Annotated in this window: 10 protein-coding genes; 5 read left to right on the top strand and 5 right to left on the bottom strand. The window is 72.3% G+C overall.

All coding sequences use genetic code 11. The features are described from left to right. Positions 1 to 117 precede the first annotated feature (117 nt). Positions 118 to 654 carry an acyl-CoA thioesterase gene (locus E2B92_RS07780; RefSeq protein WP_126886847.1) on the top strand — a complete coding sequence of 179 codons (537 nt, stop codon included), beginning with the start codon at positions 118 to 120 and terminating at the stop codon, positions 652 to 654. Between the two features lie 25 nt (positions 655 to 679). On the opposite strand, the gene E2B92_RS07775 is transcribed toward E2B92_RS07780, so the two are convergent. Next, positions 680 to 2,158: an LCP family protein gene (locus tag E2B92_RS07775; protein ID WP_443070255.1), complete on the bottom strand. Its 1,479-nt coding sequence runs from the start codon at positions 2,156 to 2,158 to the stop codon at positions 680 to 682. Positions 2,159 to 2,281: 123 nt separating this feature from the next. Between E2B92_RS07775 and E2B92_RS07770 the strand changes: the two genes are divergently transcribed. After that, positions 2,282 to 3,304 (top strand): glycosyltransferase family 2 protein, encoded by a 1,023-nt coding sequence (locus E2B92_RS07770; RefSeq protein ID WP_126887962.1) that lies wholly within the window; start codon positions 2,282 to 2,284, stop codon positions 3,302 to 3,304. A 7-nt stretch (positions 3,305 to 3,311) separates the two neighbouring features. On the opposite strand, the gene E2B92_RS07765 is transcribed toward E2B92_RS07770, so the two are convergent. The 4 genes from E2B92_RS07765 to E2B92_RS07750 form a co-directional block, all read right to left on the bottom strand. After that, entirely contained in the window at positions 3,312 to 5,042 is a 1,731-nt protein-coding gene (locus E2B92_RS07765) for an LCP family protein (protein WP_399432217.1), read from the bottom strand. Between the two features lie 29 nt (positions 5,043 to 5,071). Beyond that, the gene (locus tag E2B92_RS07760; protein ID WP_126887964.1) at positions 5,072 to 6,826 is read right to left on the bottom strand and encodes an LCP family glycopolymer transferase; all 1,755 of its coding nucleotides are present in this window, start codon (positions 6,824 to 6,826) and stop codon (positions 5,072 to 5,074) included. 234 nt (positions 6,827 to 7,060) lie between these two features. Next, positions 7,061 to 8,479 carry an LCP family protein gene (locus E2B92_RS07755; protein WP_126887965.1) on the bottom strand — a complete coding sequence of 473 codons (1,419 nt, stop codon included), beginning with the start codon at positions 8,477 to 8,479 and terminating at the stop codon, positions 7,061 to 7,063. 72 nt (positions 8,480 to 8,551) lie between these two features. After that, on the bottom strand, positions 8,552 to 9,304 hold the full coding sequence (locus tag E2B92_RS07750; RefSeq protein WP_126887966.1) for a TIGR03089 family protein: 753 nt from the start codon (positions 9,302 to 9,304) through the stop codon (positions 8,552 to 8,554). Positions 9,305 to 9,430: 126 nt separating this feature from the next. Here E2B92_RS07750 and E2B92_RS07745 point away from each other — a divergent pair, with 126 nt between their 5' ends. From E2B92_RS07745 to E2B92_RS07735, 3 genes are all read left to right on the top strand, one after another. Beyond that, positions 9,431 to 10,858, top strand: coding sequence for a peptidoglycan recognition protein family protein (locus E2B92_RS07745; protein ID WP_126887967.1), 1,428 nt, complete (start codon positions 9,431 to 9,433; stop codon positions 10,856 to 10,858). A gap of 109 nt (positions 10,859 to 10,967) precedes the next feature. Next, positions 10,968 to 12,050, top strand: coding sequence for a nucleotidyltransferase family protein (locus E2B92_RS07740; RefSeq protein ID WP_126887968.1), 1,083 nt, complete (start codon positions 10,968 to 10,970; stop codon positions 12,048 to 12,050). A 75-nt stretch (positions 12,051 to 12,125) separates the two neighbouring features. After that, positions 12,126 to 13,127 (top strand): DNA-3-methyladenine glycosylase family protein, encoded by a 1,002-nt coding sequence (locus tag E2B92_RS07735; protein ID WP_126887969.1) that lies wholly within the window; start codon positions 12,126 to 12,128, stop codon positions 13,125 to 13,127. Positions 13,128 to 13,167 lie beyond the last annotated feature (40 nt).

Here is a 13,167-nt window from a genome sequence, read left to right as displayed (position 1 = left end):
GCACCAGTGTGCAGGCCGCTCCCCGCGGGCCGACAGGGTGGGTGGCGAATCGGACCGCGGCTGTAGCGAACCTGATGCAATGAGGGGCGGGACGGACTCGGGCATAGGGTGGAGGGCATGACAGATCAGGCCTCCGAGCTGCGAGGAAAGCCCACCGCGGCGTCCCGCACCACCCTCAGCCACATCATGACCGGCAGTGACACCAACCTCCTCGGCACCGTGCACGGCGGCGTGATCATGAAGTTGGTGGACGACGCGGCGGGTGCCGTCGCGGGCCGCCACTCCGGCGGACCGGCCGTGACGGCGTCGATGGACGAGATGGTGTTCCTGGAGCCGGTCCGCGTGGGCGACCTGGTCCATGTGAAGGCCCAGGTCAACTGGACCGGCCGGTCCTCCATGGAGGTGGGCGTCCGGGTCCTGGCCGAGCGGTGGAACGAGTCCACGCCCGCCACCCAGGTCGGCTCGGCCTACCTGGTCTTCGCCGCCGTCGACGCGGACGGCAAGCCCCGGCCCGTACCGCCGGTGATCCCGGAGACCGAGCGCGACAAGCGCCGCTACCAGGAGGCGCAGATCCGCCGCACCCACCGCCTCGCCCGCCGCCGCGCCATCAAGGAGCTGCGCGAGAAGCGGGCCGCGGAGGGCATGGAGGACTGACCGCGCCCACCGCGCCCCCGTGGGGTCAGGCGCAGATCACCTGGTCGCCGGTGACCACGCCGAACTCGCCCTGGAAGGCGTTCTCCGCCCGCACCGGCAGGACGCCCGCGAAGTTGGCACCGGCCGTGACCTTGAACGTCGCGCCCTGACCCCACACCGGCCGCAGCTCGCAGCCCGGCAGCGCCGTGGCCAGGGAGCGGGCGGAGCGGTCCCAGCGGGGGTCGAACCAGACGATCGTGCGGCGTACGTCACGCCGCGGCCAGTTCAGGGCCGTCGCGCTCGTCCTGAAACCGGTCGCCCGCAGCGCCGTGTCGATCCGGGCGCCCAGGCCGTGCACCAGGGTGCCGTTGTAGACCTGCACGCGGATCTGCTGCGGCGAGACCTCCACCAGCTTCTTGCGGACCGTGCCGCGGGCCGCGTACGGGGCCAGCGGCTTGTCCGCGCGTACCGCGGCGAACAGCCGCCCGGCCTTCACCGGGTCCCACTTCACCGTCGAGCCGATGCCCTTCACCGGGAAGCTGGTGCTGGCGACCGGTACGGAGGTGAACTCGGACGACGCCGCCGTGAAGCCGCGCATCGCCTTGGCGAGGGCCAGCATCTGCTGCGCGCCGAAGCCCTCGTCCGCCCGCACCGAGCTGAGCATCGCGGTGGACACCTGCTGGAACCTCACCGGGTTGAGCAGGGTGCCGTTGCTGGTCGCCTGGTCGATCAGGGCCGCCACGAACCGCTGCTGCCGCTGCATGCGGCCCAGGTCGGACGCCCCGTCGACATGGCGGGAGCGCACGTACTGCAGGGCGGCCCCGCCGTCCAGCTTGTGGGTGCCGGCCGGCAGGTCGAGCCCGGTGTACGCGTCCTTCATCGGCTTGGCGGTGCAGACCTCCACCCCGCCGATGGCGTCGACGGTCCGCATGAAGCTGGTGAAGTCCAGCTCCAGGTAGTGGTCGATCTTGACCCCGGTCATGTGCTCGACGGTCCGCACGGTGAGGTTCGGCCCGCCCTCGGCGTACGCGGCGTTCAGCTTCAGCGGGTGCCGCTGGTGCCGCTTGCCGGTGGTGGCGTCGGTGTGCGGGGGGATCTCGGCGTACGAGTCGCGCGGCAGCGACACCATGCTCGCCCGCTTACGGTCGGCGGAGATGTGCACCAGCATGATCGTGTCGGTGCAGCGGCAGGGGGCGCCGCCGAGGCGGTACTTCTCCTTCTCACGCGGGGTGATCCTGTCGCGGCCGTCGGTGCCGACGACCAGGATGTTGGTGCCGTGGCCCGGGGCGGGGCGGTTCTTCATGTCCTTGAACGGGTCGACCCGGCTGATCTGGGTGTCGAAGCTGGTGACGATCGCGTGGCCGATCCCGCCCGCCGCCAGGACCAGCACCGACACGGCCGTCGCCAGCCGCGTCCGCCACCGGGGCCGGGGCCGCCGCACCGCCGGTGCCGGCGCCGGGGCCCGTCTCGGCCGCCCCGGGGCGGGGGGCCGGGGAGCGGCGGGGCGGCGGGGCGGCGTGGGCACGAAGGACACCTCCGCGGGCGGCTGGGGGAATAGTGAGCACAGTAGGCCCATACGATCAGTGACCGCCCGCACCACCCGGGCGGCGCGCACCAGCGTCCCCCGTTCGCGGTAACGTGACAGGCGATGAACGCCATGACGTCCCCCCCGGTTTCCGTGATCATGCCGGTCCTCAATGAGGAGCGGCATCTGCGCGCCTCGGTCCGTCACATCCTCGAGCAGGAGTACGACGGCGAGATGGAGGTGGTGATCGCCCTCGGCCCGTCCACGGACCGTACGGACGAGATCGCCGCCGAGCTCGTGCGGGAGGACCCGCGCGTCCACACGGTGCCGAACCCCACCGGGCGCACTCCCGCGGCCCTCAACGCCGCGATCAAGGCGTCACGTCACCCGATCGTGGTGCGGGTGGACGGGCACGGCATGCTCTCGCCCAACTACATCGCGACCGCGGTCCGCCTGCTCGAGGAGACCGGCGCGCAGAACGTCGGCGGCATCATGCACGCCGAGGGCGAGAACGACTGGGAGCACGCCGTCGCCGCCGCGATGACGTCGAGGATCGGCGTCGGCAACGCGGCCTTCCACACCGGTGGCGAGGCCGGCCCGGCCGAGACCGTCTACCTGGGCGTGTTCCGGCGCGAGGCGCTGGAGCAGCAGGGCGGCTACAACGAGGAGTTCATCCGCGCCCAGGACTGGGAGCTGAACTTCCGCATCCGCGAGGCGGGCGGCCTGATCTGGTTCTCGCCCGAGCTGCGGGTCCAGTACCGCCCGCGCCCGAGCGTGCGGGCGCTGGCGAAGCAGTACAAGGACTACGGCCGGTGGCGCCACGTCGTCGCCCGCTACCACCAGGGCTCCATCAACCTGCGCTACCTGGCGCCGCCGACCGCCGTGTGCGCCATCGCCGCGGGTGTCGTGGTGGGCGCGACGCTCACCCCGTTCGGCTTCGTGATCCCGGGCGGCTACCTCGCGGCGATCGTCGCCGGGTCCGTCCCGGCCGGCAAGGGCCTGCCGCTGAAGGCACGGCTCCAGATCCCGGTGGCGCTGGCGACGATGCACATGTCGTGGGGGTACGGATTCCTCACGAGCCCGCGCTCGCTGGCCCGCAAGGTCATCGCCAGCCGCCGCCCGGCGGTCGTCCGGACGGCGGCGTAGCGCCTGGTCACCAGGTGAAGTTGGGGTCCACCGTCATGCAGCCGGTCTGGTCGGCCCTGCTGGTGTTGGACCCGGGCGCCTTCCCCGTGGCCTTCGCCTTCGGGTAGGTGTCGCCCTCGCGCCAGTCGGCGCCCACGATCAGGGTGATGCCCTGGACCTGGTCGGACTTCTTCACCGAACCGGCCGGGATGCCCAGGGCCTTGGCGACGGCCTGCGCGTCGCCCTCCAGGTCCGCGCTCGGGAACTGGACCACCGTCTTGGCCTGGCGCGGGGTGAGCGTGTCGGCCTCGGCCAGGGTGTAGCCCTTGGCGGCCAGCAGCCCGGCGACCGTGGTCGCCCGCCCCCGCGCCGACCCCAACTGGTCGGTGTAGGTGCCGTTTCGGACGGTCACCTCCGTCTCGGCGGGCGGTGCCGCCTCGTCCTTGGTGGCCGTGGGCGTGGCGCGCTTGGACGGCCTGCCGTCGAGCGGGATGTCCTCGCGGATCATCCGGAACAGCTCCTCGGCCTCGTCCGCCTTCAGCTCGACCTTGCCGGCCCGGCGCGTCGAGTAGAAGTTGGGCAGCGTCGTCATGGTGATGCGCCCGGTCGGGACGCTCCTGAGCTGGTCGGCCACGTCGTACAGCTTGCCGATGGTGTCGAGGTCCTTGTCGACGGTGAGCGCCTCGATGGCCGCCTCGGCGAGCTTGCGCAGCTTGTTGGGGTCGGTGAGCTTCGCGTTCTTGCGCAGCTCGCGCACCATCGAGTTCATGTACATGTGCTGCGCCTTGGCCCGCTCCAGGTCGGTGCCGCCCACCCAGCCGTACCGGGTGCGCAGCCACTGGAGTGCCTGCTCGCCCTTGATGGGGTGCGTGCCCGCGGGCAGCTTCAGGCCCGATCCCTTGCCGTCGCTGGTGCGGGACTCGATGTTCTTGTCGACGCAGACGGGTACGCCGCCGATGGCGTCGGCCATGGACACCACACCGGCGAAGTCGATCATCATGAAGTGGTCGATGGGGATGCCGGTCAGCTCGACCCAGGTCGCCACCGTGCAGCCCGGACCACCGCGGTTCAGCGACTCGTTGGTCTGGGCGAACAGGCTTTCCCGGTACACCTTGCCGGTGTCCGGGTCCTGGCACTCGGGGATCTTCAGCATGGTGTCGCGCGGCATGCTCACCACGGAGACGTTGCTGCGGTCGGCCGAGAGGTGCAACAGCATCTGCACGTCGGCGAGCGGGGGACCGTCGAAGGTGTCCCGGCCGCCGCCGAGGTCCTGGTTCTCCTTGGAGTTCCGCGCGTCCGAACCGATCAGCAGGATGTTCAGCGGTGTCTGACCCGCCGCGTTCGCCCGGTGCTCGGGCATCTTGTTCTTGCCGAGCGTCAGGTCGTCCTTCTTGATCTTGCCGTTGAGGTGCTCGTAGTAGAGGTAACCGGCGCCGGCCGTGCCCAGTATCAGCAGCGACAGCACCGAGGCGCTCCACCGCAGCACCCGCCGCTTGCCCTTCCGGCCGGGCCCGGCGCCCTTCCCGGCACGGCGGCGGCCGCCGGCGCCGCCGCCACGGCGGTGACCCCCGCCGCCCTCGGCGGCGGCCGCCGCCTCAGCCGGTCTCGCCCGCCCCGGCCCGGTCTCCCGCTCCGGTTTCGCCGGATCGTCCGTGTCGCCGGACGCCGAGTCGTCGTACAGACCCTCGTCCCAGCCCAGTTCACGGGCGTGCGGAACGCCTTCCCGCGTCCCCTCCCCACGCACGCTGCTCTGTCCCACCCCAGGTCCCCCTGTCATTCAGGCATGCGTCATTCCGCGCACACCTGCTTGTCTGCCACTACCTTCTGCACACCCTCCGGCGTCTTCGCCGGACCGGTGATGGGCACCCCCGCGCCCTTGAAGTCCCCGCCGAGCGTGAGCTTCATCGGCTCCGTCTCCCCGGCGTCCGCCGTCCCCTGCTTCAGCGCCGTGGCGGGCAGGCCCATCAGGTCCGCGAGCTTGCGGGCCTGGTCGGCCTGGTTCGGCGCGAATTCCAGCGTCGTCTTCGGGATCTCCCGCGGGGCGTTGCTCTTGTTCGAGGACTTCAGGACGCCCGCGTCGTTCTGGAGCCAGACCAGGGTCCCCTGCGCCGCACCCGTCTTGCCGCTGCCGTTGTACACGTCGACGCGGACCTCGGACGCCTCGGCCCGCGCACCCTTCAGCAGCGCGGCCTGGGCGTCCTTGGCGTCCTTCTCCTTCTTCTTCACCTCGGTGAGGGAGACGTCGTTCTGCATCATCGAGAACAGCGGCTGCGCCTTCGCCTCGTCGACCACGACCGTGGCCTTCACCGTCTCGGCCGGGTTGTCGACGACGGGAAGGGTGGTGAAGGTGATGTTCTTGGGGTTGACCTTGGCGAGCTCCGAGCCGAGGTCCTGGAGCTTCTTGATGCTCCCTATCCCGGTGTCGACGGTGAGCGCCTCGGTGGCGGCCTCCGCGAGGTCCAGGAGCTTGGACGGACTGGTGAGCGTCTCGCTCGACTTCATCTTGCGGATCATCGAGCTCAGGAACTGCTGCTGCGTCTTGATCCGGTCCAGGTCGCTCTCGTTGCCGAAGGCGTGCCGGGTGCGGACGAACGCGAGGGCGTTCTCGCCCTGGATGACGTGCTTGCCCTTGGTGAGCTTCAGCTTCGACTGCTTGTCGTCGACGTCCTTGTTCACGCACACCTCGACGCCGCCGATCGCCGTCGTCAGCGTCTTCACCGCGTTGAAGTCGGCCATCATGAAGTGGTCGACGGTCAGCCCGGTGATCTCCTTGACCGTGCGCATGGTGCAGCCGGGGTCGCGTTCGGCCTGGCCCAGGCTGGTGTTGAACCGGACGTTCTGCTCGCCCGGGATCACCTTCGTGCCGTCGGCCGTCCTCGTCTCGCAGTCCGGGATGTCGGTCATCAGGTCCCGCGGGATGGACATCGCGGTGGCGTTCGTCCGGTCCTTGGAGACGTGGAAGAGGATCGTGGTGTCGGCGTGGCCGGCGCTGTTCTTGTCGCCGTAGCCCTCGTTGCCGTCGCCGGTCCGCTTGTCCGTGCCGATGACCAGGATGTTGATGGCCTGGTCCTTCTTGAAGCCGCCGCTGCCCGCACCCGCGATGTCCACGGTGCTGATGTTGGAGTTGAGGTGCTCGTAATAGGCGTACCCGGTGATGGCGAGGGCGACGACCAGGCCGGCCGTCACCCCGCTCGTCCACATCAGGGCCTTCTTCTTGCGGGACTTCTGCGGCTTGCGCTTGCGGCGGCCCGCCGCCCCCGGGGGCGTGGCGCCGCCGCGGCCGGGACCCTCCGGAGTGCCGGGGGCGCGGCGCCTGCGCTGGCCGGGGACGCCGGCCGTTCTGCTGCCGCCCGAGGCCGCCGGCGGGGCCGTTCTGGAGGTGTTCGCGGCGCGGCGGGAGGCGGGGCGGGTGGACTGCGCCGGGGGCGCCGACTGCTCAGTGGAATGATCCAGTCGCAGTTCGTAATTACCGGTCTGCGGGTTGAGTACCCACTGGTCGGCGGGGTCGATGTCGTCCGCCCGTCCACGGCTGTGCGCGTCCACGGTTGCCTGAGTCCTCCGTCGGTGCCACGCGAGGCGCCTCCCCCGTCAGGCGCTCGGTTCCACGATCTCGAGTGCGCGACCTGACGGCCGGGAGCACCGGATCGCGTCACACTATCCGCCCAGTTCAGCGTGGGGCGACGTCCGTGACAAATTCCACGCACCTTACAAGCGGGCAATCCGCCCAATCCGCATGGAGTTCCGCTTCCTCTTTGGGCATCGCTTTACTCACAGCCATCACGAGCATGTGCCGACGGCGGCGTTCGTGCCCGTGAACGTCGGTGTCGAGGAAGGGCTCGTCCGCCTCTTGCGCCTGCTCGATTCGCCGCTGCCGGTCTCGTTCTGCCCGTCACCGGGAACGACGACGACCGGTTCGTCGTCACGCAGGCGCTTGAACAGGCTGTTCGCGCGCGGCTGTACGAGTTCGTCACGGTTCGGGTTGTCCCGGTAGGGGCGGCGCGGAATGGTCAGGAACTGCACCTTTTCCGTGGGTACGCTGCGCATCGCCCGGGACAAGTCGTACAAGTCCTTCAGGGAGTCCAGGCCCGGGTCGGTCGTCACGGACCTGGTCGCCGCGTCCAGCACCGGGTAGAGACGCGCCGGGTTGAGCAGCACCCCGTTGCTCTGCACCTTGTTGACGAGCGCGCCGAGGAACTGCTGCTGGCGGTCCATGCGTTCGGTGTCGCTGCCGTTGCCGAGGGACTTGCGGGCCCGTACGTAACCCAGGGCCTGCTCGCCGTCGAGCGTCCGGGCGCCCGCCTTCAGGTTGACCCGTGCGTCGGGGTCGTTGACGGGCTTGCGCACGCACACCCGTACGCCGCCGACCGCGTCCACCATCTTCTTGAAGCCCCGGAAGTCGATCACCACGTGGTGGTCCACGCGGATGCCGGTCAGCTTCTCCAGCGTCCGCACCGTGCAGGCCGTGCCGCCGCGCTCGAAGGCCCAGTTGAACTGGGCGAACTGCGGCGTGGTCCGGCTGCCGCCCCGCGTGCGGCAGCTCGGGATCCACACCATGAGGTCACGCGGCACGGACACCGCCGTCACACCGCGCCCGTGGGCAGCCAGGTGCAGCAGGATCGTCGTGTCGGAGCGCTGGGTGCCCTTGTCCCGGCCGTACTGGGCGTTCCCGCTCCCGGCGCGCGTGTCGGAGCCGATCAGCAGGATGTTCCGCGCGCCGCGCACCAGGGAGCTGGGCCGCTCCCGCTCGTACCGCTCCAGCTCGGCGGCGGCCGAGAGGTCGGTGGTGATGTTCTCGTCCAGCTTCTTGTACAGCCACCACCCGACCCCGGCCGCCACGAGCACGACGAGCGCGCCCACGAAGGCGAGGACCCGCAGGCCGCGCGGCCGGAAGCGGGCGGGGCGCCGTCCGGCGGGCCCGGCCGGCCCCGCGGGCGCGGCCACCGGCGGGAGCACGGGCCCGGCGGGGCGCGCCGGACGCTTCCGGCGCTTCCTGCCGCCCTTGCCGCTCCTGCCGCCACTCCCGGACGGGCGGCCCTTGCCGGACGCCCCACGCTTCGACGGGCCGTCACCGGCTGGGGTGCCCGGACCGGACACCCCTGCCGGGGGGTCCGGTTCCGGGGGCGTACCAGCGCTGTCCGTCACGTCGTCCGTCCGTCCTTCGCACGAGGGGCCTGCACACGGGTGTGTGCCGATCATCCATCGCGGACGGCCCTGAACCCCGAGGGACTCGGCACGCCGTGCGCCGGACGGGTGGACTTCCGCCGCCGGTCACACCGCGGTGCCGGTGATCCGCTCGCTCTCGACCCGCTTCGCGAGCCCCTCCGGGGACAGCCGGTCCAGGTTCCGGCACAGGACGACGGACGCGCCCGACGCCAGCGGCGCGTACAGGCCCGCCGACAGCCCCTCCCACGAGTCGTACGCCAGCCCCGACAGCAGCCGCGCCCCGCCCGCGAGCCCCAGCTTCCGCGCGTCGGCCGCCGCGCGCTCCACGATCCCGGTGCCGCTCAGTTCCGTCCCGCCCACGGCCAGCGCCGGGGCGGCCGGGTCCACGGGGGCGTACGGCACGAAGTGGTCGCCCATCGAGGGCACCTCCACGGCGTAGTCGTCGTACCCGGGCGGCGGCGTGGGGAAGCGGCGCCCCAGCGGTGCCAGGGACAGCGCGAAGCGGCTGCCCGTGCAGGCGAGGCCCTCCTCGAGCCGGTCCGGCCCGGCGACCACGTGGTCCGCGCCGGCGGGGTCGCCGCCGACGTCGGCGACGACGCCCACCGAGGAGCAGGCGACCAGCCAGACGGCGGTCTGCCAGTGCGCCGGCAGCAGCAGGGCGACCCGCTCACCGGGCTCGGCGGACAGGGCGTCCTGGAGGAGGTTGGCCGTCTTGGCCACCCAATTGGCGAAGGTGGCCACCGACAATTCGACGCGTTCACCGGTTGCGTCGTCGTAGTAGGTGACCAAGGGACGTGACGGGTCCGCCTTGAGCGCGGATACGAGCAGGTCGGCGGGGGTGCGGTCGCTGGCATTCACGCGCGCCAGGGTACGCGCGCCGGGCGGGCGCGGTCCGCCGTACCGGTGACGGCGTCCACCGGTCGGACCGATGGGGCGTCAGATTCCCGGCGGGCGTGGGGCGTCCGGCTTGTCCAGGATCGCCTCATGCGTGCCTACCTTGCATCCTCGATCGGCGTCGCGTGCGCCGCGGCCCTCGTCCTTCCCCTGCCGCTCGCGCTCCCCGCGAGCGCCGCCCCCGCGGCCCCCGCCGTCTCCGGTACCTCCGCCGCCCCCGCCGGTGAGGCGGCGGTCCCCGGCTCCACCCAGTCGCTGCCGCTGGCGGCCCTCCCCTCCGAGCGGGCCACCGGTGCCGCGCGGCAGGGGCTGACCCGACGGGACGTCCGGCCGTTCTCGCTGGTCGGCGTGGTCTGGGACGACCCGGACGCCGAACTGCACGGATCGGTCCAGGTCCGTACCCGCGCCACCGGGGGCCACACGTGGTCCGGCTGGCAGTCCGTCGAGACCCACAACCACGACCACGCCGCCGACCCCGGCACCCCCGAACGCGACTCGGGCACCGTCCGCGGCTCCACCGCCCCGCTCTGGGTCGGCGCCTCCGACGGGGTGGAGGTGCGCGTACGGGCCGAGGCCCCGCGCTCGGGCGGCACCCCGGCGGCCCTGCCGCGCGGTATGCGCATCGAGCTCGTCGACCCCGGCGACGAGCCCAGCAGCGAGGCCGCCCCCGCCGAGCCCGCCAGCGAGGACACCGCCCAGGGCCCCGAGATCCCCGAGGGCAACGACACCGGGACCACCACCGGCCAGGTGCCCGCCCCCGCGCCGGTCCTCACGCCCGAGGAGTCGGCCGCCTCCGCCGTCAACGCCGAACTCGTGCCGCTCGGCGCCACCGAGATCCCCGAACTGTCCAAGGCCGAGACGGAGGCGGCGTACGCCGACCAGTTCGGCGACGAGGCCATGGCCGCCAAGCCGCACATCGGTCCCCGCCCGCGCATCATCACCCGCAAGGGCTGGGGCGCCGACGAGAGGCTGCGGGAACGCAATTTCGTCTACACGAAGTCCGTCCAGGCGGCCTTCCTCCACCACAGCGCCACCGGCAACAACTACAACTGCAAGCAGGCCCCATCCGTTCTGCGCAGTATCTACCGCTACCACGTCAAGAGCAGCGGCTGGCGCGACTTCGGCTACAACTTCGCCGTCGACAAGTGCGGAAACATCTACGAAGGCCGGGCGGGAGGCGTGGCCAAGGCGGTGCTGGGGGCGCACACCCGGGGCTTCAACACCAACAGCATGGGCATCGCCGTCCTCGGCACGTACAGTCAGTCCTCCCCGCCCGCCGCGGCGGTGACCGCCGTCGCGCGGCTGACGGCGTGGAAGCTCGGCCTGTACGGAAAGGACCCACGGGCGAAGACCACCCTCACCTCGGGTGGAGGAAACCGGTACAAGAAGGGCGCGAAGGTCAAACTGAACGTCATCTCCGGCCACCGGGACGGCTTCTTGACCGACTGCCCAGGCACACGGCTCTACGGCAAGCTCGGCTCGGCCCGGAGCGCGTCGGCCAAGTACCAGGGCCGGTGAGGACGACCGGGGCGGCTGTACCGAACGGTCTGCATACACTGTCCGGTCGTATCGGTCATATGACCGATGTGGCCCATCGACCGGACCCAGCAGGAAGCAGAGACGACAGGTGACAGAAGCGATCCTCCTGGTCGGTGGCAAGGGCACCCGGCTGCGTCCGATGACGGTCAACACGCCCAAGCCCATGGTTCCGGCGGCGGGCGTCCCGTTCCTCACGCACCAACTGGCCCGCGCCCGGGCGGCGGGCGTCGAGCACATCGTGCTGGCGACCTCGTACCTCGCCGAGGTGTTCGAGCCGTACTTCGGCGACGGGTCCTCGCTCGGCCTGCACATCGAGTACGTCACCGAGAAGGAGCCCCTGGGCACGGGCGGCGCCATACGCAACGTCGCCTCGCGCCTGCACTCGGGACCGGACGAACCGGTCCTCATCTTCAACGGGGACATCCTGACCGGCCTGGACATCCGGGCCCTGGTGGAGACCCACGAGACGTCCGGCGCCGACGTCTCGCTCCACCTCACCCGCGTCGAGGACCCGCGCGCGTTCGGGCTCGTCCCGACCGACGCCACCGGACGGGTCACGGCCTTCCTGGAGAAGCCGCAGACGCCCGAGGAGATCGTCACCGACCAGATCAACGCGGGCGCCTACGTCTTCCGCCGCTCCGTCATCGACACCATCCCGGCCGGGCGCCCCGTCTCGGTCGAACGCGAGACGTTCCCCGACCTGCTCGCCACCGGCGCCCACCTCCAGGGCATGGTCGACTCCACCTACTGGCTGGACCTCGGCACCCCGCAGGCCTTCGTGCGCGGCTCCGCCGACCTCGTGCTGGGCCGCGCCCCGTCCCCGGCCGTGCCCGGCCGGCGCGGCGACCGGCTCGTCCTGGAGGGCGCCGCCGTCGCCCCGGACGCCAAGCTCACGGGCGGTACGGTCATCGGCGCCGGCGCGACCGTCGGCGAGGGCGCCCGCGTGGCCGGCAGCACCGTGCTGGACGGCGCGGTCGTCGAGGCCGGCGCGGTGATCACCGACTCACTGATCGGCGAGGGCGCCCGGGTGGGCGCGCGGACGATCCTGCACGGCGCGGTCATCGGCGACCGTGCGCAGGTCGGCGCCGACAACGAGCTGCGCGACGGGGTCCGGGTGTGGTGCGGCGCACGGCTGCCGGACGGGGCGGTGCGGTTCTCGTCGGACCAGTGACGGAGCGGGGGTCTACCCTCATAGGGACCCCGGACGGACCCCGCCGGGCACCCGAACCCCGAGGACCGTAGCGACGTGGCAGGCCGATACGCACCGCGCCCGACCCGCACCACCGTGCGCGGCGGACAGGTCGCCATACCCGCGGCCCGCTCACCCAGGGCCCCGGCCGCCGCGCCGCGCACCCGCACCTGGTCACCGCCGTTCCCGCTGGACCTGGGGCTCGCCCTCGGGCCGCTGCGCCGCGGCCCGGGCGACCCCACGTTCCGCACGGCACCCGACGGCTCCGTCTGGCGCGCCACCCGCACCCCGGACGGCCCCGGGACACTGCGGGTCACGGCGCGCGGCGGGACCGTCGAGGCCGAGGCGTGGGGCGCGGGCGCGCCCTGGCTCCTGGACCGCCTCCCGGCGCTCCTCGGCGCGGAGGACGACCCGTCGGCGTTCACCCCCCGCCACCGGCTGCTGGCCGTGACGGAGCGGCGCCGCCCGGGGCTGCGGCTGACCCGGACCGGGCTGGTCATGGAGTCGCTGATCCCCTCGATCCTGGAGCAGAAGGTCACGACGGACGAGGCGTACCGGGCGTGGCGCCTGCTCGTGCGCGGGTTCGGCGAGCCCGCACCGGGCCCGAACGACCGGCTGTACGTCATGCCGGAGCCGCGCACCTGGGCGCTGATCCCGTCCTGGGAGTGGCACCGCGCCGGTGTCGACGCCAAGCGCTCCGGCACGGTCATCCGGGCGGTGCGGGTGGCCCGCCGCCTGGAGGAGGCCGCCGCGATGGAACCCGAGCAGGCCCGGCAGCGCCTGGAACTGGTGCCCGGCGTCGGCCCCTGGACGTCCGCCGAGACCGTGCAGCGCAGCAACGGCGCCCCCGACGCGGTCACCACCGGCGACTACCACCTGCCGGGCATCGTGGGGTACGCCCTGGCGGGGCGCCGGGACGCGGACGACGAGGAGATGCTGGAGCTGCTGGCCCCCTACGCCGGTCAGCGCCACCGCGCCGCCCGCCTCATCCTCCTCAGCGGCCACACCCCGCCCCGCCGCGGCCCCCGCTTCACCCCCGGCAACATCGCCGCGCTGTAGGAGCCGCAGGGACGCCCCGGGGCCTCACCGCACGGTGACG

This window comes from Streptomyces sp. WAC05374, from assembly GCF_004353505.1.
GTDB lineage: Bacteria > Actinomycetota > Actinomycetes > Streptomycetales > Streptomycetaceae > Streptomyces.
This window is presented reverse-complemented; position numbering and strand designations above follow the sequence as displayed.

Bases quoted from the DNA above. Each gene is read 5' to 3' on its own strand.
- E2B92_RS07770 (WP_126887962.1), top strand. From the start codon at position 2,282: ATGAACGCCATGACGTCCCCCCCGGTTTCCGTGATCATGCCGGTCCTC.
- E2B92_RS07780 (WP_126886847.1), top strand. From the start codon at position 118: ATGACAGATCAGGCCTCCGAGCTGCGAGGAAAGCCCACCGCGGCGTCC.
- E2B92_RS07745 (WP_126887967.1), top strand. From the start codon at position 9,431: ATGCGTGCCTACCTTGCATCCTCGATCGGCGTCGCGTGCGCCGCGGCC.
- E2B92_RS07755 (WP_126887965.1), bottom strand. From the start codon at position 8,479: ATGATCGGCACACACCCGTGTGCAGGCCCCTCGTGCGAAGGACGGACG.